This window comes from Rhodococcus sp. 05-2255-1e, assembly GCF_002259025.1.
Taxonomy (GTDB): domain Bacteria; phylum Actinomycetota; class Actinomycetes; order Mycobacteriales; family Mycobacteriaceae; genus Rhodococcoides; species Rhodococcoides fascians.
The window spans coordinates 422,707-446,849 of the sequence record NZ_NOZE01000023.1 but is presented as its reverse complement, the minus strand read 5'-3'; the positions used below and the strand labels follow the sequence as shown (position 1 = coordinate 446,849).

Below are 24,143 nucleotides of genomic sequence, written 5' to 3'. Positions count from 1 at the left end.
GTCGATTAGCTTCGATCGCGGGTTTGGTAGAGCGAAGGATCTATCCCGAGTGTCTTCAGGTACGCGACCGGTTCGATGCTCGAGCCGTTGTTGCGGACCTCGAAGTGCAGATGCGGTCCCGTCGAATTGCCGGTGCTGCCGACCGCCCCGAGGACATCTCCCGGTGCCACCTCGTCACCGACGGACACAGCGAGGCTGGACTGATGGCCGTAGTAGGTCTCGGTGTTTCCGCTCTTGACCCGAACGAGCTTGCCGTAGCCGTCGCCCGCGTCTCCGGCCTGAACGACGGTTCCGCCGGTCACCGCATGGATCGGGGTTCCGCTGTCGGCAGCCAGGTCCACACCCTGGTGGTACTGCGCGCCGTTGCCGGTCGGGTTGTTGCGTCCGCCGTAACCCGAAGTGATGCGATATTTGCCTGCGTCGATCGGGAGCACGGCACCGCCGAGCCCCACCGTGGGCGGCGCACTCGGAAGTTCGATCTCGGGTACATCCGCGGGAGTTGCGGTATCCGGCACCGACAGCACGTCGCCGTCGAGAACGATCGCCGCGACCTGGTTGATGAGCACACCGGTGGCGTCGAGCACCGCGGCGAGTATTGCGGCCCGCTGCTGCGCATCGGGCTGGGGGATCGGGATCTGAGGTAGTTCGATCGTGGGTTGAGCGGTGGCCACCGCTGGGCTGAGCAAGCCGGTTGTGCCGATGCACAGTGCTGCCGACAAGATCGAACCCGCTATGACTCTGTGCATTCTGCGACCCACGAAAAGCCTCCTCGTCTGCGTCCACCGGGCACCCGTCGGATGGGCGCCCACAGGACGTAAGAACATGTTCGGTGACGCTTCGGGGCGCGCTGAACTCACGTAGCAGAAAACACATGAATCACATTGGTACTTTTCTTCCCCAAAAGTGCCATTGGTAACCGTACGTCACAGAAACCCCATAAGAAACTCGAAAAGTGAATTACAACAACGTAATTCGAGGTCAGGGTGGGTACGCACCGTCCGCTCGAACACCCTGGCGAAGGGTGGAGTGAATACACGAAAAAGGCCGGTCTCGCGAGGAGACCGGCCTTATTCGTGTGGGGTGAGCGACGGGACTCGAACCCGCGACATCCAGGATCACAACCTGGTGCTCTACCAGCTGAACTACGCCCACCATTGCACGCGTCCGCAGAACCTTTTCGGGCTCTGCATCAGCAGCGTCGACAATACTAGCGGGTTGAATCCGAGGTTGCTAATCCGCCCCCGATTGCGTGTCGAGTTCGGCAACAACTGCTGCGATGTCGCTGGTAGAGGGCCCCGGCGGAGCCACGAAGGCCGTCCGGCGGTAGTACTGCAACTCTTTGATCGACTCCTTGATGTCCGCGAGGGCGCGGTGCGCAAGGCCCTTGGCCGGCTGCCCGTAGTAGATCCGTGGGTACCACCGTCGAGAAAGTTCCTTGATCGAGCTGACGTCGATCATTCGGTAGTGGAGGTAGGTGTCGAGCGCGGTCATGTCGCGAGAGATGAATCCACGATCGGTCCCGATCGAGTTTCCCGCGAGTGGAACCGTTCCGGCCACCGGGACGTGCTCCTTGATGTACGCCAGCACGCGCTGCTCGGCTTCCTCCAGGCTCACCGTCGACGCGCGCACCTCGTCGGTCAAGCCCGACTTGGCATGCATGTCGGTGACGACGGCCGGCATGTTCGCCAACGCATCGTCGTCGGCGTGGATGACGATGTCGACACCCTCCCCGAGGATGTTGAGCTCACTGTCGGTCACCAACGCCGCGATTTCGATCAGCTTGTCCTTGCTCAGGTCCAAGCCGGTCATTTCACAGTCGATCCACACGAGTTTGTCCTGCACTCGCTCCACAGTAGTGCGCGCACCACAGCCACTAGGGTTTGCGGTGGCGATCGACCCCGTTCACTTCAGCGCACGTTCACGAAAGGATGCGGACATGACAGGCGACCCGACGCAGCCGGCACCCACGCTCAGCCCTGCCGAGAAGGCGAAGGCGGCCAAAGCGGCGGCCGTGGAAGCCGCACGGGTGGCTGCCGAAGCTCTGGCTGCGGCCGACGCCGCCGAGGCCGAGGCGCGTGCCGCAGAGCAAGGGTCGGCAACGGCGGTGCACGGTAAAGCAAGCGAGATCGCCGCCGGATACACATCGGCAGGTGCGGCATTGGAACTGGGAACCGTCGTTCTGGACGGTGTCACCGACCCCGCTGCCCGCATTCGTATTCCGTTGGCGACGTTGAACAGGCACGGTCTCGTAGCCGGGGCCACCGGAACCGGCAAGACCAAGACGCTTCAGGGGATAGCCGAACAGCTTTCTGCCGCAGGGGTTCCCGTCGTCATGGCCGACGTCAAAGGAGATCTCTCGGGCTTGTCCGCGCCGGGCGAAGACAACGACAAGATCCGCAGTCGCGCTGCGGACACCGGCCTGACGGACTGGGCTCCAGCCGGACACCCGGTGGAATTTCTCTCGCTCGGCACCGAGGGAATCGGGGTGCCGGTGCGGGCCTCGATCACCGCGTTCGGACCGATTTTGCTCAGCAAAGTGTTGGGGCTGAACAACACTCAAGAGTCGACCCTGGGGCTGATCTTCCACTGGGCCGATTCCCAGGGACTTGCCTTGCTCGATCTCAAGGACCTGCGGTCGGTGATAATGCATCTGACGAGTGACGAAGGCAAAGCCGACCTGAAAGGCATCGGCGGTGTGTCGTCGGCGACCGCCGGAGTCATCCTGCGCGCCTTGGCCAATCTCGAGGCCGACGGCGGCGACACCTTCTTCGGCGAACCGGAACTCGAGACCGAGGACCTGCTCCGCGTCGGACCCGACGGACGAGGCGTCATCACCCTGTTCGAGCTCGGCGCTCAGGCGTCACGTCCGGTGATGTTCTCCACCTTCCTGATGTGGGTACTGGCCGATTTGTTCCAGACGTTGCCCGAGGTCGGTGACGTCGACAAGCCCAAGCTCGTGTTCATCTTCGACGAGGCGCATCTGCTCTTCGCCGACGCGTCGAAAGCCTTTCTGCAGCAGGTGGAACAGACCGTCAAGCTCATTCGCTCGAAGGGCGTCGGCGTCTTCTTCTGCACACAGCTGCCCACCGACGTCCCCAACGACGTTCTCTCCCAACTGGGTGCGCGAATCCAGCATGCCTTGCGCGCCTTCACTCCCGATGACCAGAAAGCACTGAACAAGACGGTGCGCACCTACCCCAAGACCGACGCGTACGACCTCGAGAAGGCACTGACGTCGTTGGGGACCGGCGAGGCGATCGTGACGGTGCTCTCGGAGAAAGGCGCGCCGACACCGGTGGCGTGGACGAAGATTCGCCCGCCCCGCTCCCTGATGGACACCATTGGCAATGACGCCATCGCGGCCGCCGCGTCGTCGAGCACCCTGTCCGCCAAGTACCGCGAGACGATCGATCGCGAGTCCGCCTACGAGCGGATGAACGCACGGGTGGCGGATGCGCCCGCTCCGGTCGAGAAGTTCGACATTCCGCCTCTGCCCGCCGATCTTCCGGATCTGCCGCCGAGCGAGCCGGACGGGCCGTCGGCCGCGGAGCGCATCATGGGCAACCCAGCGGTCAAGAGCTTCCTTCGATCGGCTGCCTCGGCCGCCGGGCGGGAAATCTCGCGCAGCATCTTCGGAACCGGACGACGGCGTCGGCGGCGCTGAGCTTGCTCAGTCGGGAGTGGAGCCCGCGGAACGACCAGGATTCGGGTACTAGTTGCCCAGCTTTTTGTAGAAGCTGCCGATGATCGGTGCCGAAATGCTGCGCGGGCTGTACTGCCCGGCGACCGACATGCCCTTGCTCAGCAGGCCGGGAACGACGCGCATCTTGTTCTTCGCCAGGCCGTCCAGTGACAGCTTCGCGGTGTAGGCGCTGTCGATCCACAGGAAGTCGGGAACCATCTTGTCGACGATCGACGCATCGGCCGGGTCGGGTGTCTCGGTGCGGACCGGGCCTGGAGCGAGCAGGGTGACGTTGACGCCGGTGCCCGCGAGCTCACCGCGCAGTGACTCCGAGAACGTGTTGACGAAGGCCTTCGTCGCGGCGTAGGTCGCGTTGTTGGGGATGGCCATGTTGCCCGCCGCAGAACCGGTGATGAGGATGCCGCCTGCTCCGCGACCGATCATGCCGGGCATGACCGCCAACGTGAGGTCGTGTACGGCAACGGCATTGAGCTCCACCTGATCACGCTCGTACGCGGGATCGAGCCCGGCCACCGGTCCGAACGTCGCGATGCCTGCGTTGTTGCACAGGATCGAGATCTCACGCTCGGAGAGCTCGGTGACCAGCTCCTGGCGCTGCTCGCGGTTGGACAGATCCGACGCCCGCACCTCGACGGTGACGCCGTGCTCGGCGGTGAGCTTCGCGGCCAGCGCCTCGAGCAGTTCACCACGTCGGGCCACGACGATCAACGAGTGACCACGGGTGGCGAGTTCGGTGGCCAGGGCTTCACCGATACCGGAGGAGGCTCCGGTGACGACGGCGCGGGCATCGGGGCTGGGCTTGGGCAGGCTCACGGTGAGACAGGCTAGCGGACAGATCAGATCGTGGCCGCGAGCCGGGTGCCCTGCTCTATCGCCCGTTTGGCGTCCAACTCTGCCGCCACGTCCGCACCGCCGATGATGTGTGTGGTGGTGCCCGCGGCCTTCAGCTCGTCGACCAGATCGCGGACCGACTCCTGGCCCGCGCAGATCACGATGGTGTCGACCTCGAGCAAGCGTGGGCGTTCGTGCTTCTCGCCGAACGAGATGTGCAGGCCCGCATCGTCGATCTTCTCGTAGTTCACCCCCGAAAGCTGATGCACGCCTTTGGCTTTCAACGCTGCGCGGTGAACCCACCCGGTGGTCTTCGCGAGACCGGCCCCGATACGTCCCGGCTTGCGTTGCAGGAGGTAGACCTCCCGAGGAGATGCGGCAGGCACCGGGGTGGTCAACGCGCCCGGCGCGGCCTCGGGCTCCGTGACTCCCCACTCCTGCTTCCATTCCTTCAGGTCCAGCGTGGGGGAGGCGTCGGTGGTGAGGAACTCGGAGATGTCGATGCCGATGCCGCCGGCACCGATGACCGCGACCCGGTCGCCGACGGCCCTACCGTCGCGCACCAGTTCCGCGTACGAGAGCACGGACGGGTGATCGATACCTGGGATCTGCGGCATTCGAGGAGTGACACCGGTGGCCAGGACCACCTCGTCGAATTCGGCCGCGGCGAGTTCTGCGGCGGTAACCCGAGTATCGAGGTGTACCGCAACATCCGCGTCGCGCAGAGCGGTGGAGAAGTAGCGAATGGTCTCGGCGAACTCTTCCTTGCCGGGAATCAGACGGGCGATACCGAATTGGCCGCCGATCTCGCTCCTGGCCTCGAACAGGCTGACGGCGTGTCCGCGTTGCGCAAGGGTGAGCGCCGCAGACAGTCCGGCGGGCCCGGCCCCGACGACTGCCACCTTCTTGGTCTTCTTCGTCGGCAACAACTGCAGGTCGATCTCGCGACCGGCGCGAGGGTTGACCAGGCACGAGACCTTCTTGTGTACGAAGGCGTGGTCGAGGCAGGCCTGATTGCAGGCGATGCAGGTGTTGATTCGATCCGCGGAATCGGAAGCAGCCTTCTCGACCCAGAACGGATCGGCGAGCATCGGCCTGGCCATGGCGATCAGCTGCGCGTCGCCGCGGGCGAGGATGTTCTCGGCGATCTCGGGCATGTTGATGCGGTTGGACGCGGCGACGGGGATGCTCACGTATTTTTCGAGCTTGCCGGTGATGTCGGCGAACGCCGCCCTGGGGACGGAGGTGACGATGGTCGGCACCCGCGATTCGTGCCAGCCGATGTCGGTGTTGATGATGTTCGCGCCTGCGGCCTCGACGTCCTCGGCGAGGGCAACGATGTCGTTCCAGCTCTGGCCCTCCTCGACGAGGTCGGCCATCGACAGCCGGAACACGATGAGGAAGTCCGGGCCAACCGCAGCCCGCGTCTGTCTCACGATCTCGACTGCCATTCGGCGACGGTTCTCCGCGGAACCGCCCCATTCGTCGCGTCGCTTGTTGGTGCGCTCGGAGAGGAACTGGTTGATGAAGTAGCCTTCGCCGCCCATGATTTCGACGCCGTCGTAGCCGGCGCTCTGTGCGAGTCGGGCGCACCGCACGAAGTTTCTGATCTGCCAGCGAACGCCCCTCGAGGTCAATCGCCTGGGCCGAAAAGGATTGATGGGAGCTTTGATCGACGATGCCGACACACTCAGCGGCTGGTAGGAATAGCGTCCGGCATGGAGGATCTGGAGCGCGATCTTGCCGCCTTCGCGGTGCACGGCAGCGGTGATCCTGCGGTGCCGACGGGCCTCGATGCGGTTGGTCAGCTTGGCCCCGAACGGCAACAGCCACCCGGTGCGATTGGGGGCGTAACCCCCGGTGATGATGAGTGCGACTCCGCCGCGGGCCCGCTCGGCGAAGTAGGCCGCGAGGCGTCCGGTGTCGCGGGCGCGATCTTCGAGGCCGGTGTGAATCGATCCCATGATCACGCGGTTCTTCAGCGTGGTTGCGCCGACGTCCAACGGCGACAACAGAATCGGGTACGGACCAGTGGTCTGCTCGGTCTTCACAGTTTCTCCAATACCTCGGTGCACCATTCGGTGAATCCTTCTTCGACACGAATCCCGCCGCGGAGCACCAGGTATTGATGCAGCGCGGTACCGGTCAGGGCAGCGGGGGCCGGAAAGTCCTGCTTCTCGATCAGTCGATACACGTCGAGACGGGTGGCATGTACGTCGCGGTGGCGGGCGACTTCGACTTTCAACGCTTCGATGTCACCGTTGGCGGCACCGCGAATCTTCACTGCGAGTTCCTCGCGAAGCTGCGAGGGATCGGTCGGCGCAGCAATCCACCGATCGAGCTCGGCGCGGCCCGCAGCGCTGACCGAATAGACCTTCTTGTCGGGTCGGCCGTCCTGCGCGACTGCCTCACCGGTGATCCAGCCCGCTCCATCCATCCGCGTCAGAGTGCGGTAGATCTGCTGATGAGTTGCACTCCAGAAGAAGCCGATGGACTTGTCGAACCGTCGGGCGAGCTCGTACCCCGAGCCGCTCAGCTCGGCGAGGGAGACCAGAATCGCGTGTTCCAAAGCCACACCCGAGAGTATGTATGCAACGTGGTGACTATGCAACTAGGTGCACCCAAACGTGGGCCCGTCGCGGGCTAGTGTTGGCAACCATGGGAACCCAGCCGGAGGCCGCTGTCGTCGGAGTCGCCACAACGCGTAAGCAGGTCACCGCCTGGGGGTTCTGGGACTGGGGATCGGCCGCGTTCAATGCCGTCATTCTCACGTTCGTGTTCTCGGTGTATCTCACCGATGCCGTAGGTGACGACCTACCCGGATCCATCTCGGCGACCACGTGGTTCAGCTGGTCGATCGCCGCGTCCAGCGTCGTCATCGCACTGCTCGCGCCGGTGTGCGGGCAGTACTTCGACGCCCGCGGCAAGAGAAAATGGCTGCTGGGGCTATTGACCGCGTTGACGGTCGTGGCCATGGCCGGCTTGTTCTTCGTACAGGACGACTACCACTATCTGTGGCTCGGGCTGCTGCTGCTCGGTCTCGGATCCATCATGTTCGAGCTGGCCAGTATTCCGTACAACTCGATGCTGCGGCAGGTCTCCACCCCGGCCAATATCGGACGCGTGTCCGGATACGGTTGGGCGATGGGCTATTTCGGTGGAATCGTCCTACTGCTTCTGTGCTACCTCGGTTTCATCGTCGGGGACGGCGACACTCGGGGCCTGCTGGGGCTGAGCACCGACGGAGGGCTCAACATCAGGCTCGTCGCCGTGCTGGCGGCCGTCTGGTTCGCGGTCTCGGCCATCCCGGTGATGTTCGCAGTTCCCGAAGTACCCAGGGCCATCGCCGATCCCGAGGCGGCACAGGCCGGCTTCGCGGAGTCCTATCGCGTTCTCTTTCGTGATGTGCGCGAGTTGTGGAGCGCAGACCGGCGTGCCGTCTACTACCTGATCGCCAGCGCACTGTTCCGAGACGGACTGGCGGGCGTGTTCACTTTCGGAGCCGTTCTCGCCGTCAGCGTCTACGGCATCGGCGCGGCGGACGTACTGCTGTTCGGCGTCGCCGCCAATGTCATCGCAGGCCTCGGTGCCATCGTCGCCGGGCGGTTCGACGACAGAATCGGACCCAAGAAGGTCATCGTCTTCTCGCTCACGTCGATGATCGCGGCCGGAACCATTCTGCTGTTCGTGTCGGGCCCGACGATGTTCTGGATCTTCGGGCTGATCCTGTGCCTGTTCGTGGGGCCCGCGCAATCGTCTGCGCGCACCTTCCTGGCCCGACTGGCACCGCCCGGGCGCGAGGGGCAGTTCTTCGGACTGTTCGCGACGACGGGTCGGGCCGCGTCGTTTCTCGCGCCCTCGCTGTTCGGGCTGTTCGTGTGGATGTTCGACGCCGACCGCGCAGGTATCGCCGGGCTGATCATCGTCCTCGCCGCCGGGCTGCTGGCACTGCTCAAAGTTCGCGCCCCGGAACAGGTTTAGACCGACCCGATGCGATCCAAGATCTCGGCTGCGAGTCTGTCGGGGGCTTCCTCGGGGATCCAATGGGAGATGCCGTCGAGTTCGACGAATCGGTACGGCGCATCGACGAACTCGCCACAGCGCTCCGCGCCGGCTCGACCGATGGCGGTATCGCCGTTGCTCCACACGTAGGTGGTCGGCACCGTCACTGCGGGTAGGTTCGCGAACTCCCGCGTCATCGCGGCATACCAACTCGACGCAGCCGTCAGTGCTCCCGGCACCGTCAGATGCCGAACGTATTCGTCGTCCAGGCTCTCGGCCCCGAACATCGCGCGGAGCCGTTGCGCGTTGTTCTCGGTCAGTACTCGCTCGGCCTTCTCGGGTTCGCGAAGCAAACCGAAGTACTGCGACCGCTGTTGCTGGTCCGGGTCCTCGCGAATGGCCCAGTTGAACGCCGCGGAATGCGGAACGGATGCGGCAGTGAGGCTTCGGACGCGGTCGGGATGTTCGGCAGCGACATGCCAGGCGACCACAGCACCCCAGTCGTGGCCCACGAGGTGCGCCGAGTTCAGGTCGAAGGCGTCGAGCAGACCGAGGACGTCCTCGGTGAGACGCTCGATGCGGTAGTGCTCGACGCCGATCGGGCGGGCACCGGGGGAGTAGCCCCGCTGGTTGGGGGCCAGGACGCGGCAGCCCGCGGCCGTCAATTCGGGGGTCACCCGCGACCACGACGCGTTGGTCTGTGGAAAGCCGTGCAGCGCAACGACGGGTACGCCGTCGACGGGACCTGCCTGCGCCAGCTCGAACGTGTACTCGCCGATGTGTACCTCGGTGGTCATGATGCTCCTTCGCGGCTCGCGCTCGTGCCCGACGGTCAAGCCCGTCGCGGTTCCCATTTGCTCATCCCCAGCATGATCATCCGGATCTGCTTCTCGGTGCGTTCGATGAGGTCTTTCTCGTTCTGACTACCCGGTCGGTCGATTTCCAACAGACCGACCACTGCCGTCAGCATCGTCGAGACCAGGAGGTCGGCCGTCATCTCGAGATCGGAGACGTCCCATCGTTCGAGACCGGGCATGCGAGAGAGGTCGATGGTCAGCTCGCTGACGAACAGCCGGAGCTCGGTGGCGAACGCGCGACGTACCTCGGTGACTCCGCCGTAGCGCTCGCGACTGAGGAAGCGGAACTGATCCTCGTGGCTGCGGACCTGACGAACCAGGATGCCGAAGGATTCGGTGGCCGTCTTGGTACTCGGGTTGCGTCTGGCGTCGCGCAGCATCTGGCGCAGCATGCGCATGCTGTCCTCGACCAACGCGACCCCGAGGTCTTCCATGGACGCGAAGTGTCGATAGAACGCGGTGGGGACGATGCCGGCGGACCGCGCGACCTCACGCAGGCTCACGCTCGCGAACGACCGTTCGCGAAGCAGATCGAGTGTGCCGTCGATCAAGGCCTGCCGCGTGCGCTCCTTGCGCTCCGCGCGGGTACCCGGTTCTGTCACGGCGTCCAGTTTATGGGCGGGCACTCTGTGATCTCCCCTCCGGTTGCTTCCGCGGTCCCCGTGAACTTCACATGAGGTCTGTAATGGCGGTCACATAAACGTTGACAGGTACCGGTGTCGCTCTGTCACACTCATGTTAGTGCACAATCGTTCACTGAATGGGTCGTAGGGTTCGATCCGGTTAGGGAGGATGGAATGACGCTTCAAGAACGTCCGACGCGACCCACGGGTTCGCGCAAGTTCTCGCTTCTTTCCCTGTTCGAGGCCATGGCCACGCCCCACGCGCTCGATCGGTACCTGGAGCTGGTCGACCCCATGACGACCGTTCGTGATCTGCGCGGCGAAGTGACCGAGATACACCGGTCCACCGAAGATTCGCTGACGCTCACCATCCGCCCCACACGACAGTGGAAGGGCTTTCAGGCCGGCCAGTTCGTTCAGGTCGGGGTGGTCATCGACGGCGTACGTCAGACTCGCTGCTACTCGCCGGCCTGTTCGCAGTACCGCAAGGACGGCCGAATCGAGCTGACGATCAAGGCGCACCCCGAGGGGCTGGTCTCGCAGTATCTGCACAAGAACGCGCACGTCGGCCTCGTCGTCAGCCTGTCGCAGGCGGACGGCACGTTCAAGCTTCCCCAGCCACGCCCGGCGCGCACGCTGCTGATCAGCGGCGGCAGCGGCATCACGCCCGTGCTGTCCATGCTCAGGTCGCTGCTGGACGAGGGGTACAGCAGCGACCTGACGTTCCTGCACTACGCGTACACCGAGAACGACGTCGCGTACAAGCAGGAGCTCGAGAAGATCGCCGCCGAGCACGACAACGTGAACCTCGTCTTCGCGTACACCGAGCAGACGACCGGCGGGGACCTGCACGGGTTCTTCGGCAAAGAGCATCTCGACGCCGTGGCACCGTGGTTCGCAGACGCGGACACCTTCCTGTGCGGTCCGCCCGGGCTGATGAAGGGCGTGACGTCGTTCTTCGACGACGCAGGGCTCGGCGACCGACTGCACCTCGAGGAATTCACACCGTCCTTCGCCACCGTGAGCGACGACGTCACCGGAACCACCACGTTCTCCGGAAGTGACGTCGCCGCCGAGAACGACGGTGCAACGTTGCTCGAACAAGCCGAGGGAGCCGGTCTGTCGCCGGCCAACGGGTGCCGAATGGGCATCTGCTTCACCTGCACCTCGGTGAAGAAGTCCGGCTGCACCAAGAACATCAAGACCGGTGAGACCGACACCGAATCCGACAAGAAGATCCAGCTCTGTGTGTCCGTTGCCGTCGGCGACGTCGACATCGACATCTAGTCCCGGAGCTCCCGCCCACCACCCGATCGAATTGGAGATCAGCAGATGCTCGGAACGATTCTCTCGATCCTGCCCACCGCCGTCATTCCCTTCCGACGCAACGAAACGCTGCCCGACGAGCCGACCGTACTGACGTACGAACAGGTCGAAGAGCTCGGCCGCGAACTCGACGACCTGCGGGCCCGCACCGTCGCCAAACTGGGCGACGAGGACCGCGAATACATCTACAAGATCATCAAGGCGCAGCGCGGGCTCGAGATCACCGGACGCGCACTGATGTACCTGCCTTTCGTCCCGCCGGCATGGCTCGCCGGTGTCGGCGCACTCGGCGTCGCGAAGATCCTCGACAACATGGAGATCGGCCACAACGTCATGCACGGCCAGTACGACTGGATGCGTGAGCCGGGTCTGAACTCCGAGGTGTTCGAGTGGGACACCGTCTGCCCGGCAGACCAGTGGAAGCACTCGCACAACTACATGCACCACACATTCACCAACATCGTCGGCATGGACCGCGACATCGGGTACGGAATCCTGCGCATGGATCAGGACCAAAAGTGGAACCCGTACTACCTGGGCAACCCCGTCTACGCATTCCTGCTCATGACGTTCTTCGAATGGGGCGTCATGCTGCACGACCTCGAGACCGAGAACATCGTCGCCGGCAAGAGGAAGTGGCACGACGTCAAGCCGTTGCTGCAGGGAATGTGGCGCAAGGCGGGCAAGCAGGCTCTCAAGGATTACGTCATCTTCCCAGCTCTGACCGGGCCGTTCTTCGCCTCGACCGTGGTCGGCAACGTTGCTGCGAACCTGATCCGCAACGTGTGGACGTACTCGATCATCTTCTGCGGCCACTTCCCGACGGGGGTGCAGACCTTCAGTCAGGAGGAGACCGCCGACGAGAGCCGGGGCGAATGGTACGTCCGTCAGATGCTCGGATCGGCCAACATCGAGGGTTCGCCGCTGTTCCACATCATGTCCGGCAACCTCTCGCACCAGATCGAGCACCACCTCTTCCCGGATCTGCCCGCGCACCGCTACCCGCAGATCGCACCCGAGGTCAAGGCTCTGTGCCAGAAGTACGACCTGCCGTACAACACCGGCGGCTTCTTCCACCAGATCGGTACCGTGTGGGGCAAGATCTTCAAGCTCGCTCTGCCCAACTCGCTCACCGGATCGGCGGCTCCGGCCAGTGTTATCGTCGAGCGTAAGAAGACCGACGCAGCGTGACGACTTCGAAGGGGGCGGTCCTGGTGGTGGGAAGGTTCGAGCGCAACAAGGACACCGTGCAGGATTTCACCGAGTCTGCGGCAACACACGTCGGCAGAATCGTGGTGATCATCGCCGGAGCGGTCCGTGACGTCACTCGCGAGATCGGCGATCTGATCACCGATGGAATCGAAATGCGCGAGGCCGCGAAGAAGGCCGAGCGGGACGCGCCGCTGGGCACGGTGATCAACGGGGAGTTCGAGACCCGCGACCGGCACTGACTCACCGCACGATCGACGAAGCCGCCCGAGCATTGCTCGGGCGGCTTTCTCGTGTCTCGGGCGCGGATGGCTAGCGGCGGCGCAGTCTCCACAGCGACGTGGTCTCGCGCGACCGGGCTTCGTGCAGAACATCGGAGGCGTCGGTCGCTCGAGAATGCGATGGCGCGGTGTCCATCCGGTCGACGACGGTCAGGCCGGCCTTGTCGATCGACGCGAGAAGGTCTGTGCGCGTAACCAATCCGAGCAACTCGGCGAGGTCGGACAACACCAACCAGGCCTCGCCGTCGGGCGTCAGATGCCCGCCGAGGCGGCTGAGGAACGATTTGAGCATGCGAGAACCGGGATCGTAGACGGCATGCTCGATCCCCGACGTCGGCTTGGTGGGTATCCACGGCGGGTTGCAGACGATCAATCCCGCGCGGCCGCTCGGGAAGATGTCGGTCTGCACCACCTCGACCCGATCGCTGTACCCGAGTGCGTCGAGATTGGCGCGGGCGCACGCGACCGATCGGGGGTCCTTGTCGGTCGCCACCACCGCAGGTACGCCCCGGCGCGCGAGTACCGCAGCCAGCACACCCGAGCCCGTCCCGATGTCGAAAGCCCGGTCCGTGGCAGGTAGCGGTGCGTCGGCGACGAGCTGAATGTACTCACCGCGGACAGGCGAGAACACTCCGTAGTGGGGATGAACGGACGCGTCCAGCGCCGGCACGAACACTCCCTTGCGGCGCCACTCGTGTGCGCCGATGATCCCGAGGAGTTCACGGAGTGACAGCACGCAGGCCGAGGCATCGGGACCCAGTGCTTCCGCTACGGCCGATCGCACCTCCGGCGCTCGGCCGAGATCGAGCCGTAGATCCGAATCGAGTTGCACCAGAAGCATTCCCAATACCCGTGCGCGCCGCGCCTGATACTGACGATGCAGGTGGAACCGCTCGGCGGGCGACGCGTTCTCGGGCTGTGTGGCCGGTGGTACCCGCCGCGTCATGGCCGACAGGAGCTGGCGAGCGTTGTTGTAATCGCTACGCCACAGCAGGGACTCGCCGATCGTCGCCAGCTTGTAGGCCACGTCCGCCGTCGTCGCGTCGTCGACGATCCGTATCACCCGCGGTGGCGGCGCACCGTTCTCCGACTGCCAACGCGCGGATCGTTCGATGCCGTCCTCGACCCACGTGACGCTCATGCTGCAGTGTGCGGGTACTCCGCACTGCGATGTTGGAAGGCAAGGATATTGGGGTTCACGATGACGCCCTCCCTGATTTCGATGGAACGCTCGATGGTGGCGTCCTCACTCCACGCCGCGGGCCCGTCGAGAACCACGCGAAGGTAGGGCAGCAACGATTCGCTGATCTCCCACGTCGCCGAATTCCACAGATAGGACGGGCTGTGGTCGACGGCGTAGTAGTGCACGTTGTCACCGACGGTGAACATCGGGTCGGCGAACGACGTGGGCCGAGCCCATTCGAATCCCATTCCCTCGTCACACGAGACGTCCACGACCAGCGTGCCCGGCGTCAATGTGGGCAGGTCCTCGTTCGTCAGGAACGTCAGCGGTGAGTTCGTATCCTGTAGTACGCAATTGACGATCACGTCGTGGTCGGACAGGAACTGCGAGAGTGGGATTCGACCGTCGGGAGTCAGAGCTCGGCTCTGGCGGGGATCGGCGTCGTCGAGATCGAAGTTGACGATGTTGGCCGAGTGGATCGGCGAACCCACCGCCGTGACCCCACGCTGAGTGAGGACATCGACGTCGTGAATCCCGTGTGCACTGAGCGCGGTGACCGCGCCGCGAGCCGTGGCCCCGAAACCGATGACAGCGGCCCGCAACCTGCGGCCGTAGTCCCCGGTGGAACCGATCAGCTGCAATGCGTGCAGCACCGAGCAGTACCCGGCCAATTCGTTGTTCTTGTGGAACACATGAAGATTGAACCAGCCGTCCTGCGTCCAGTGGTTCATGGCCTCGAAGGCGATCAGCGTGAGTTTGCGATCGACAGCGATCTGGGTGAGCCTTTCGTCCTGCACACAGTGCGGCCAACCCCAGAGCGTCTGGCCGGGTCGAAGAGACTCGAGATCTTCGGCCTGAGGCTTCGGCAGCAGAATCACGTCGCATCGAGCAATGAGTTCGGCGCGGGTGCCGATGCCCGCGACCTGCGTGGCCAGGTGCTCGTCGGAGATTCCGAACGGTTCGCCGTAGCCGGATTCGAGGAACATTCGGCTTCGAATGTCGGCGTCGATGCGATCGAAATGAAGAGGATGAATCGGTAGTCGACGCTCATCGGGCTTGCGCGAACGTGAGAGGACTCCGAGAGTGAGCTGATGCACGTGTAACCCTTCGTTACGCGAAGTCAACCACAGTAACGCGAGTCGTCCAGCGTCAGCGCTGGTCAGAGGGTGCCCCCGGCAGGATTCGAACCTGCGACCAAGGGATTAGAAGGCCCTTGCTCTATCCCCTGAGCTACGGAGGCTGGCACGTGCGGACAGGCCCGCTCGAGCACGGTTGACGAGTGTACCTTTCCGCCTACGGCGACGACACCGGCATGGGTTGAGGGAGCAGTGCAGGGGGAAGCCTGTGATGTCGTAGACGTTCCGGCCGGCACCCGAAGGAGGTTCGATGCACGACATTCTGGACGAGCTGCTGCACGCCTGGCAGACCGGCGACGCGGCCGCGATGGCAACGGTCGTGCAGACATTCGACTCCGCGCCGCGTCCTGTGGGTGCGTCGATGATGGTCGGCCAGGACGGTGCGGTCGCCGGTTCGGTGTCCGGCGGCTGCGTCGAGGGTGCCGTGTACGAGTCGGCGCAGGACGTGATGCAGTCCGGTACGCCGATACTCACTCGATACGGGGTGTCGGACGACGACGCATTCGCAGTCGGGCTCACGTGTGGGGGAACGCTGGATGTGTTCGTGCAGGCGGTGTCGAAGCACACCTTTCCCGAGTTCGGTGACGTCGTGGCGAACGTGCGCCGCAACGTCCCGGTTGCAGTGGCCACCGTGATCGCTCATGCCGACGCAACACGGGTCGGTCGGAGAGCAGTTCTGACGGAGTCGGGTATTCGCGGTTCCCTCGGCAGCTCGCGGGCCGACGCCGCCATTGCCGACGACGCGAAAGGGCTACTCGCAGCGGGACGTTCGGCTGTTCTGACGTACGGAACCGACGGCCAGCGCCGCGGTCAGGGAATGCAGGTGTTCGTGTCCAGTCATGCGCCGTCGCCCAGAATGCTCGTGTTCGGTGCCATCGACTTCGCTGCGGCGGTTGCGCAGCAGGGTGCCTTTCTGGGCTACCGCGTCACCGTCTGCGACGCCCGATCCGTGTTTGCGACCCCGCAGCGCTTTCCCGCTGCCGAGCAGGTGGTGGTCGCGTGGCCGCACGACTACCTGAACCAACAGTGGGCGGCGGGGGAGTTGGACGAACGGACCGTGGTCTGTGTGTTGACTCACGACCCGAAGTTCGATGTGCCACTGCTCGAAGTGGCGTTGCGGATTCCGGCCCTGGCGTTCGTCGGAGCGATGGGCTCGCGGCGAACCCATGACGATCGCATCGCCCGGTTACGGGCGGCAGGAGTGACCGAGACCGAACTCGCACGATTGTCGAGCCCGATCGGACTCGACCTGGGTGCACGCACGCCGCAGGAGACCGCGGTGTCCATTGCGGCGGAGATCATCGCCCAGAGATGGGGCGGGAGCGGCACGCCTCTCCGGCAGCAGCACGGACGCATCCACCACGACTCGCTGGACGCCGAGGACGGGGCAAAGTACGACGCTGTGTAGGACTCGCGTTTCGAGTACTGCCGAACACCTCTTACTCTGGTGGTATGGCCACACCGGATCTCGACAAGACCGACCCGTCGCACGCCGGGGACTCCACCGGCGATGTGCGGTCGGACGAGGGTACGGGCAGTGCAGATCCCCGCTCGACAACCACGTCGGTGTTCGTCACTGCCGGCGTCATCGCCGGTGTCGTCGCTGCCCTGATCGTCATGCTGTCCGCGTCGGACGCGTTGGTCCTGCTCGGTATCCCTGATCCCGGCCCGGCCACCACCTACGGACTACCCGCCCTGCGTGCGATCGGTGAGATCGCAGCGGTCATCGCGGTCGGCTCGTTCCTGCTGGCGGCGTTCCTGGTTCCGCCGCAGAAGAACGGCGTGCTCGACGTGGACGGTTACCGGGCGGTTCGCACCGGCTCGGTCGCATCCATCGTCTGGGCCGTATGTGCGCTTCTCCTCGTGCCGTTGACGCTGTCCGACACCTCCGGCCAGCCGTTCGCCGAGGCCGTGAAGCCGGCGAATCTGTGGATCGCGCTGGATCAGGTGGAGATCGCCAGTGCATGGCGGTGGACGGCCATCATGGCCGTCGTGGTCGCCATTGCGTCGCGGACGGTACTGCGGTGGTCCTGGACGCCTGCGCTGCTCGGATTCTCGCTGGCCACCCTGCTGCCCATTGCGCTCAGTGGTCATTCCTCGGCGGGCGGATCGCATGACATCGCGACCAACTCGCTGATCCTGCACCTCGGTGCCGCGTCGTTGTGGGCGGGCGGGCTGTTCGCACTGCTTGCACATGTCCGCAGACGCGGCGCGCACACCGACGTCGCTGCTCGGCGGTTCTCCACGATCGCCGGTGTCTGCTTCGTCGTCATGGGCATCAGCGGAGTCATCAACGCCCTGGTTCGGGTGTCCCTCGCCGACCTGTTCACCACGACGTACGGCCTGCTGATCGTGGGCAAGATTCTCGCGTTGATCGTGCTCGGCGGATTCGGCTGGATGCAGCGGCGCCGCGCTCTGCCCGCACTGATCGCCGATCCCACCGCCCGTGGACCGCTGCTCCGGTTCGCCGGGGCCGAGGTGCTCGTTCTCGCCGCGACCGTCGGTCTGGCCGTCGGCCTCGGGCGAACACCACCGCCCGCCGAGATCGACCCGAACCTGACGCCGACCGAGGCCGCGCTCGGATACGACCTCAGCGGACCGCCGACGTTCGCTCGTATGGCTTTCGACTGGCGCTTCGACCTGATCTTCGGCACCGCCGCGATCGTGATGGCCGTGGTGTATCTGATCGGGGTCCGTCGGCTGCGACTGCGCGGCGACGCGTGGCCCGTCGGTCGCACCGTCGCCTGGGTCCTGGGCTGCCTCACACTGCTGATCAGTACGTCTTCGGGTATCGGACGGTATTCCACGGCAGTGTTCAGCGTGCACATGACCGGACACATGATGCTGTCGATGCTCGCGCCGGTTCTTCTCGCGCTCGGTGGTGCACTGACGTTGGCGTTGCGTGTCCTGCCCGCGGCAGGCAAGGACGGCGTCCCGGGGATGCGCGAGTGGTTGCTGATGGGCCTGCACAGTCGACTGTCGCAGTTCGTCACCCACCCGCTCGTCGCGGCGCTGATCTTCGTGGGCGGCTTCTACGTGCTCTACCTCGGCGGAATCTTCGGGGCCGTACTGGACAGTCACGGAGCTCATCTGTTGATGAACCTGCACTTCGTGCTCAGCGGATACCTGTTCTACTGGACGGTCATCGGCGTCGATCCGTCTCCGCGCAAGATTGCTCCGGTCACCAAACTCGCCGTGGTGTTCGGCTCACTGCCGTTCCATGCGTTCTTCGGTGTGGCGCTGATGAGCATGAACACCGTCATGGGTGCCTGGTTCTACCGCACGCTCGGCCTCGACTGGAACTCCGACCTACTGGGGGACCAGAAGCTCGGTGGCGGCATCGCGTGGGCGACCGGCGAGGTGCCTCTCGTGCTGGTCATGCTCGCACTGCTGATTCAGTGGTCCCGCAGCGACGATCGCGACGCCAGGCGCGGTGACAGAGCCGCCGAGCGTGACCACGACGCCGACCTGGCCGCGCACAACGCGATGTTCGCCGAGCTGGCCCGTCGTGATCGGGACGGCAGGCAGTAGCTTCTCGTCAGTCGCTGTCGGCGATCTTGTGCAGAAGACGGTCGAGTTCGGTGCGTTCGGCCGGCTCGAGGCCGTCGAACATGTCCGCGGACACCTGACGTCGTGCCTCGTCGACGCGGTCGAGCAGGGCGCGGCCGGCGTCGGTCAGCTCGACCAGGACAGCGCGGCGATCACTCGGGTCCGGCGCTCGCGTCACCAGTTCTGCCGCTTCGAGCGAGTCGACGATGTCGGTGGCCGATCGCGCGACGATGCGGAGGTGCTCGGCCAGATCACGCAATCGGACCGATTCTCGTTCGCGCGCCAAGACGTGCATGGCCCTGCTCTGCGACGGGTTGAGTCCGAACGGTTCCAGCGCAGTCATGTGGCTTCGCCGAATTCTTCGGGCAACGGCCATGAACGAATCGCTCAGGTTGGGCGAGTGTCCGGTGTCCATACGACGGATCATAGCGAGGCTTGCTCACAACCTCATAGTGAGGTAACCTCTGCATATTACTTCAGCTACCACGGAGGTCTACTTGGAAAGCCGTCCCGAACGCGTACCACTCGCTTCCGATCCAGCGCCCGTCCGACGAGTCCTGGCTCTGTTCACGCCCTACCGGCGCAAGATCGCTGTCGTCAGCGCGATCATCGTGGCCAGCGCCATCATTGCGCTCGCCTCTCCTCTACTTCTTCGCGAACTCCTCGATCATGCAATTCCCGACCGCGACGTCACGCTCGTCAGCCTCATCGCGGTCGGCATGATCGCTGTTGCAGTCGCCACCAACACTCTCGGCGTGGTGCAGACCTGGATGTCCAACGGCGTCGGTCAGCAACTCATGCACGATCTGCGCGTGCAGGTCTATTCGCACCTGCAGAGACAGTCCCTCGGATTCTTCGCGCGAACGCGCACCGGTGAGGTGCAATCGCGTATCGCGAACGACATCGGCGGCATGCAATCCGTCGTCACCAACACCGCGACGTCCATCGCGCAGAACGCCACGACGGTCGCTGCGACCGTGGTCGCGCTCTTCCTGCTCGATTGGAAGCTCGCCACGTTCTCGCTGATCATCCTGCCGATCTTCGTGCGAGTCGCTCGACGTATCGGCGACGAGCGTCGCAAGATCTCGACCAAGCGGCAGAAATTGCTCAGCGATCTGTCCGTCCAGATCGAGGAATCACTGTCCGTCAGTGGAATTCTTCTGGGCAAGACCACCGGTTCCGCCCAGGCGTTGACCGACAAATTCGCCGACCGATCGCACGAGGTGGCCGGTGTCGAACTGGCCGCGATGATGGCGGGCAAGTGGCGGATGGCGAGTATTCAGATCAGCTTCGCCGTGATGCCCGCTCTGGTGTACTGGTTCGCCGGCATCACCATCGGTCAGGGGAGTGCGTTGACGATCGGCACCCTGGTCGCGTTCACCGCATTGCAGACCCAATTGTTCCGGCCCACCATGCAATTGCTCAACACCGGCGTCGAAGTACAGGCATCCTTGGCGTTGTTCGGCAGAGTCTTCGAGTATCTCGACCTGCCCATCGATGTCGCCGAACCCGAGCACCCGGTCACACTCACGCGAGAGAGCGTGCGCGGCGATGTCGCTTTCCGCGGCGTCGACTTCACCTATGCCGCCGCGACTGTCCCGACGTTGTGCAACATCGATCTCGACGTACCGGCCGGGAGCACGCTCGCGCTCGTCGGCGCAACCGGATCGGGCAAGACCACGCTGGGATACCTCGTTGCCCGCCTGCATGATCCGACAGCCGGATCGGTGACCATCGACGGTGTCGACTTGCGGCACCTGGCGTCGGAGAACATTGCCGACCTGGTGGGCGTCGTCTCTCAGGAGACCTACCTGTTCCACGCCACCATCAGGGAGAACCTGCGGTTCGCCAAACCCGACGCCACCGACGACGAGATCGTGGCTGCCGCTCGGACGGCCCAGATCCACGACTTCATCGACGGTCTCGACGACGGTTACGACACGATGGTCGGTGAGCGCGGCTACCGATTCTCCGGCGGTGAGAAGCAGCGCATCGCAATCGCCCGAACTGTCCTGCGCAACCCGCCGATTCTGGTGCTCGACGAGGCGACGAGCGCCCTGGACAATCGCACCGAACGCGCAGTGCAGACAGCGCTCGACGGTTTGATGCACGGGCGTACCACCATTCTGATCGCCCATCGCCTGTCCACTGTGCGTGCAGCAGACGCCATCGCGGTACTCGATCACGGCATCGTGCGCGAGGTCGGGAGCCACGAGGCTCTGCTCGCCGAAGACGGTATGTACGCCCAATTGGTCCGTGCCGCAGACGATGTCGTGGACAGCGTTGCTGCATGAGCAGGGCTGTTCAATGAGTTGGGCTGCCGCGTGAGCGAGCTTCGAACGATCGCCGGCCGGGTTGTGTGCGAGACCGAGGTCAAGAGATCGCGGTTCGTCACCGTGGTGGACAGGGCGAGCACCGAGGCCGACGCTCGCGCGGTCATCGCAGCGGCGCGGAAAGCGGATCCGACTGCCGGACATCACTGTTCGGCATTCATCGTCGAATCCTCGGCTGCAGGCATCGTTGTCGTCCACGAAGACTTGACCCACCGCATCGAGCGATCCAACGACGACGGCGAACCCAGCGGCACGGCAGGAACGCCCATGCTCGAGGTGTTGCGCGGTCATCGGCTGACCAACGTGGTCGCGGTGGTCGGCAGATATTTCGGCGGCACCAAGCTCGGTACCGGCGGATTGGCCCGCGCGTACGGCGGTGCGGTCACCGAGGCACTTGCCCAGGCTCGGTTTCTCACCCGAGAGCGACGCGACGTGCTGACCCTCGAACTCGACCACGCCGAGGTGGGACGCGTCGAATCGGAGTTACGCGGACACGGGGCCTTGGTGCTCGATACCGCCTACGACACTCGAGCCGTGCTCACCGTCGCCGTCGCAGACGCCGATTCGACTGCAGCGCTGGTGGCGTCGCTCACCGCCGGACGGGTGGTGCCGGCTCTCGGTGGGCACGTTTACGTAGAAACAACCGAGTAGCACACCGGTCCGACACGAGTGGCGTCATGACCAGCCGATCCTGGACGTTCATCCACAGGCTCAGCGGTTGTCCACATTTCGCGAACACGTCCGTCACGGGCGGCTCCGGCGTAGCAGTGTCGATCTCGATCGCAATCACGCGACATTCATCGAGAGGAAGACACCATGTACGAAGCTCAGTGCGCTGTTGTGGGCACCGTCATCACCAATCCCGTCAAGCGCTCCACGCCCACCGGCGACGAGGTCCTCAGCTTCCGGATGGCGAGCAATGCCCGACGGCAGGACCGCAACACCGGTGAATGGACCGACGGCGGCACCCTCTATCTCACGGTCACGTGCTGGCGTCGACTCGTGCGCGGCGTCGGCGCATCGTTGATGAAGGGCGATCCGATCATCGCCTACGGACAGCTGCGCACCAACGAATACACCAATCGCGACGACGTCGAACGATCCGACCTCGAGATGCGGGCCAGCGCCGTCGGGCCGGACCTTGCGCGCTGCAACGTGGCAATCCAGCGGACCAGGACGGTCGCGCCCGAAGTACCTGCAGACGAGGCACTCACCGACGACGATCGGGGTGCCGCCGAACCACCGGAGGACGAGCCGGATCGCGATCGAATCGGTGACGACATCCGCGAGGCGGTACCCGCCTGACGGCCCGCCGACATCCGTCGTCCCCGGTGGATGCAACCCGCGCACGACCGCGGACGACGGATGTGGGCTCGGCGCGGACTCGGTCGATGGTGTTCCGACGCGGCCGCACCGATAAGCTGGGCGGCATGGCTGAATTCATTTACACCATGAAGAAGGTGCGCAAGGCGCACGGCGACAAAGTCATCCTCGACGACGTGACGATGAGCTTCTACCCGGGAGCGAAGATCGGCGTCGTCGGCCCGAACGGCGCCGGTAAGTCGAGCATCCTCAAGATCATGGCGGGAATCGATCAGCCCGGAAACGGTGAGGCGTTCCTCGATCCCGGTGCCTCGGTCGGCATCCTCATGCAGGAGCCGATTCTCGACGACACCAAGACCGTTCGCGAGAACGTCGAGGATGGTCTCGGCGAGACGATGGTCCAGCTCAAGCGCTACAACGAGATCGCCGAGCTGATGGCAACCGACTACTCCGACGAGCTCATGGAAGAGATGGGCGAGCTGCAGGAAAAGCTCGACCACGCCGACGCCTGGGAGATCGACTCCCAGCTCGAGCAGGCGATGGACGCGCTGCGCTGCCCGCCGCCCGAGTCCCCGGTCACCAACCTCTCCGGTGGTGAGAAGCGTCGCGTGGCCCTGTGCAAGCTGCTGCTCAGCAAGCCCGACCTGCTGCTGCTCGACGAGCCGACCAACCACCTCGACGCCGAGAGTGTGCTGTGGCTCGAGCAGCACTTGGCCGCCTACGCCGGTGCCATTCTCGCCGTGACTCACGATCGATACTTCCTCGATCACGTCGCGCAGTGGATTTGCGAGGTCGACCGCGGTCGACTGCACGCGTACGAGGGCAACTACTCGACGTACCTGGAGCAGAAGGCAGCGCGCCTCGAGGTCTCGGGCAAGAAGGACCAGAAGCTGCAGAAGAGGCTCAAGGACGAACTCGCCTGGGTTCGCTCCGGTGCCAAGGCTCGTCAAGCCAAGAGCAAGTCTCGTCTCGCGCGCTACGACGAGATGGTGGCCGAGGCCGAGAAGACCAGGAAGCTCGACTTCGACGAGATCCAGATTCCCAACCCGCCGCGCCTCGGCGACGTCGTGGTCGAGGTCAAGAGCCTGGACAAGGGCTTCGACGGCCGCGTGCTGATCAAGGATCTGTCGTTCACGTTGCCGCGCAACGGAATCGTCGGCGTCATCGGACCCAACGGTGTCGGCAAGACGACGCTGTTCAAGACCATTGTCGGGCTCGAGGAGCCGGACGGCGGCGAGGTCAAGATCGGTCAGACCGTCAAGCTCAGCTACGTCGACCAGAACCGTTCGGGCATCGACTCGAAGAAGACGGTCTGGGAAACGGTGTCCGAGGGGCTGGACTTCATCACCGTGGGGAGCTCGGAATTCCCGTCGCGCGCGTACATCAGCTCGTTCGGATTCAAGGGCCACGATCAGCAGAAGCCCGCCGGAGTTCTCTCCGGTGGTGAGCGCAACCGTCTGAACCTGGCAATGACGCTCAAGCAGGGCGGAAACCTGATCCTGCTCGACGAGCCGACCAACGACCTCGACGTCGAGACACTCGGATCGCTCGAGAACGCGCTCGAGGAATTCCCCGGTTGCGCCGTGGTCATCTCGCACGACCGGTGGTTCCTGGACCGCACCTGCACCCACATCCTGGCGTGGGAAGGCGGCTTCGGAGACAACGAGGCTGCCTGGTACTGGTACGAGGGCAACTTCGAGGGCTACGAGGCCAACAAGGTCGAGCGGCTCGGCCCCGACGCGGCGCGTCCCCACCGCGTCACGCACCGGAAGCTGACCCGAGACTGA

General features: G+C 64.5%; 21 protein-coding genes and 2 tRNA genes. 11 read left to right on the top strand and 12 right to left on the bottom strand.

Annotation, left to right across the window (positions count from 1 at the left end):
- Positions 1-5: 5 nt before the first annotated feature.
- From CH262_RS16750 to orn, 3 genes are all read right to left on the bottom strand, one after another.
- A complete protein-coding gene (locus tag CH262_RS16750) occupies positions 6-758 on the bottom strand; it encodes a M23 family metallopeptidase (RefSeq protein WP_027497617.1) in 753 nt (250 codons plus the stop codon).
- A gap of 318 nt (positions 759-1,076) precedes the next feature.
- Positions 1,077-1,152 (bottom strand) — tRNA-His (locus CH262_RS16745).
- Positions 1,153-1,230: 78 nt separating this feature from the next.
- Positions 1,231-1,842 (bottom strand): oligoribonuclease, encoded by a 612-nt coding sequence (gene orn, locus CH262_RS16740; protein ID WP_027497616.1) that lies wholly within the window; start codon positions 1,840-1,842, stop codon positions 1,231-1,233.
- A gap of 94 nt (positions 1,843-1,936) precedes the next feature.
- Between orn and CH262_RS16735 the strand changes: the two genes are divergently transcribed.
- Complete coding sequence (locus tag CH262_RS16735) at positions 1,937-3,664, top strand: helicase HerA-like domain-containing protein (RefSeq protein ID WP_094717966.1); 1,728 nt, start codon at positions 1,937-1,939, stop codon at positions 3,662-3,664.
- A 48-nt stretch (positions 3,665-3,712) separates the two neighbouring features.
- Here the strand turns inward: CH262_RS16735 and cmrA are convergent, their stop codons facing one another.
- From cmrA to CH262_RS16720, 3 genes are read right to left on the bottom strand one after another with little or no spacing between them, the layout of a single operon-like run.
- Positions 3,713-4,516, bottom strand: coding sequence for a mycolate reductase (gene cmrA / locus CH262_RS16730; protein WP_032382720.1), 804 nt, complete (start codon positions 4,514-4,516; stop codon positions 3,713-3,715).
- A gap of 23 nt (positions 4,517-4,539) precedes the next feature.
- Positions 4,540-6,612, bottom strand: coding sequence for an NADPH-dependent 2,4-dienoyl-CoA reductase (locus CH262_RS16725; RefSeq protein ID WP_094717965.1), 2,073 nt, complete (start codon positions 6,610-6,612; stop codon positions 4,540-4,542).
- The gene (locus tag CH262_RS16720; protein ID WP_094717964.1) at positions 6,582-7,109 is read right to left on the bottom strand and encodes a PadR family transcriptional regulator; all 528 of its coding nucleotides are present in this window, start codon (positions 7,107-7,109) and stop codon (positions 6,582-6,584) included. The genes CH262_RS16725 and CH262_RS16720 overlap by 31 nt, the downstream gene beginning before the upstream one ends.
- Positions 7,110-7,192: 83 nt before the next feature.
- On the opposite strand from CH262_RS16720, the gene CH262_RS16715 reads away from it, so the two are divergent.
- Positions 7,193-8,515, top strand: a complete 1,323-nt coding sequence (locus tag CH262_RS16715) for an MFS transporter (RefSeq protein ID WP_094717963.1) — start codon at positions 7,193-7,195, stop codon at positions 8,513-8,515.
- Here CH262_RS16715 and CH262_RS16710 read toward each other — a convergent pair.
- Together CH262_RS16710 and CH262_RS16705 are read right to left on the bottom strand one after the other, a co-directional pair.
- A complete protein-coding gene (locus CH262_RS16710; protein WP_032368472.1) occupies positions 8,512-9,333 on the bottom strand; it encodes an alpha/beta fold hydrolase in 822 nt (273 codons plus the stop codon). The genes CH262_RS16715 and CH262_RS16710 overlap by 4 nt on opposite strands.
- A 35-nt stretch (positions 9,334-9,368) precedes the next feature.
- Positions 9,369-9,995 carry a TetR family transcriptional regulator gene (locus tag CH262_RS16705; RefSeq protein ID WP_027497609.1) on the bottom strand — a complete coding sequence of 209 codons (627 nt, stop codon included), beginning with the start codon at positions 9,993-9,995 and terminating at the stop codon, positions 9,369-9,371.
- 195 nt (positions 9,996-10,190) lie between these two features.
- Here CH262_RS16705 and CH262_RS16700 point away from each other — a divergent pair, with 195 nt between their 5' ends.
- From CH262_RS16700 to CH262_RS16690, 3 genes are read left to right on the top strand one after another with little or no spacing between them, the layout of a single operon-like run.
- A complete protein-coding gene (locus tag CH262_RS16700) occupies positions 10,191-11,303 on the top strand; it encodes a ferredoxin reductase (protein ID WP_032368224.1) in 1,113 nt (370 codons plus the stop codon).
- A gap of 45 nt (positions 11,304-11,348) precedes the next feature.
- Positions 11,349-12,533 (top strand): fatty acid desaturase family protein, encoded by a 1,185-nt coding sequence (locus CH262_RS16695; protein ID WP_032368223.1) that lies wholly within the window; start codon positions 11,349-11,351, stop codon positions 12,531-12,533.
- A 23-nt stretch (positions 12,534-12,556) separates the two neighbouring features.
- Positions 12,557-12,793 (top strand): hypothetical protein, encoded by a 237-nt coding sequence (locus CH262_RS16690; protein WP_027497606.1) that lies wholly within the window; start codon positions 12,557-12,559, stop codon positions 12,791-12,793.
- Positions 12,794-12,863: 70 nt separating this feature from the next.
- Here CH262_RS16690 and CH262_RS16685 read toward each other — a convergent pair whose 3' ends face one another.
- The 3 genes from CH262_RS16685 to CH262_RS16675 form a co-directional block, all read right to left on the bottom strand.
- On the bottom strand, positions 12,864-13,973 hold the full coding sequence (locus CH262_RS16685) for a methyltransferase (protein WP_094717962.1): 1,110 nt from the start codon (positions 13,971-13,973) through the stop codon (positions 12,864-12,866).
- Positions 13,970-15,112: a N(5)-(carboxyethyl)ornithine synthase gene (locus CH262_RS16680; RefSeq protein ID WP_032368221.1), complete on the bottom strand. Its 1,143-nt coding sequence runs from the start codon at positions 15,110-15,112 to the stop codon at positions 13,970-13,972. Before CH262_RS16680 ends, CH262_RS16685 begins: the two co-directional genes overlap by 4 nt.
- A 70-nt stretch (positions 15,113-15,182) precedes the next feature.
- Positions 15,183-15,255: transfer RNA gene (locus CH262_RS16675), tRNA-Arg, on the bottom strand.
- Positions 15,256-15,401: 146 nt separating this feature from the next.
- On the opposite strand from CH262_RS16675, the gene CH262_RS16670 reads away from it, so the two are divergent.
- Positions 15,402-16,559 carry an XdhC family protein gene (locus CH262_RS16670; protein ID WP_094717961.1) on the top strand — a complete coding sequence of 386 codons (1,158 nt, stop codon included), beginning with the start codon at positions 15,402-15,404 and terminating at the stop codon, positions 16,557-16,559.
- 209 nt (positions 16,560-16,768) lie between these two features.
- Positions 16,769-18,682 (top strand): cytochrome c oxidase assembly protein, encoded by a 1,914-nt coding sequence (locus tag CH262_RS16665; RefSeq protein ID WP_371827926.1) that lies wholly within the window; start codon positions 16,769-16,771, stop codon positions 18,680-18,682.
- Between the two features lie 7 nt (positions 18,683-18,689).
- On the opposite strand, the gene CH262_RS16660 is transcribed toward CH262_RS16665, so the two are convergent.
- Positions 18,690-19,115: a MarR family winged helix-turn-helix transcriptional regulator gene (locus tag CH262_RS16660; RefSeq protein WP_027497601.1), complete on the bottom strand. Its 426-nt coding sequence runs from the start codon at positions 19,113-19,115 to the stop codon at positions 18,690-18,692.
- 82 nt (positions 19,116-19,197) lie between these two features.
- Here CH262_RS16660 and CH262_RS16655 point away from each other — a divergent pair, with 82 nt between their 5' ends.
- The 4 genes from CH262_RS16655 (at position 19,198) to ettA (ending at position 24,143) form a co-directional block, all read left to right on the top strand.
- Complete coding sequence (locus CH262_RS16655) at positions 19,198-20,994, top strand: ABC transporter ATP-binding protein (RefSeq protein ID WP_094717960.1); 1,797 nt, start codon at positions 19,198-19,200, stop codon at positions 20,992-20,994.
- A 30-nt stretch (positions 20,995-21,024) separates the two neighbouring features.
- On the top strand, positions 21,025-21,684 hold the full coding sequence (locus CH262_RS16650; protein WP_094717959.1) for an IMPACT family protein: 660 nt from the start codon (positions 21,025-21,027) through the stop codon (positions 21,682-21,684).
- Between the two features lie 165 nt (positions 21,685-21,849).
- Positions 21,850-22,338: a single-stranded DNA-binding protein gene (locus tag CH262_RS16645; RefSeq protein WP_094717958.1), complete on the top strand. Its 489-nt coding sequence runs from the start codon at positions 21,850-21,852 to the stop codon at positions 22,336-22,338.
- A gap of 125 nt (positions 22,339-22,463) precedes the next feature.
- Positions 22,464-24,143 (top strand): energy-dependent translational throttle protein EttA, encoded by a 1,680-nt coding sequence (gene ettA, locus CH262_RS16640; RefSeq protein ID WP_094718024.1) that lies wholly within the window; start codon positions 22,464-22,466, stop codon positions 24,141-24,143.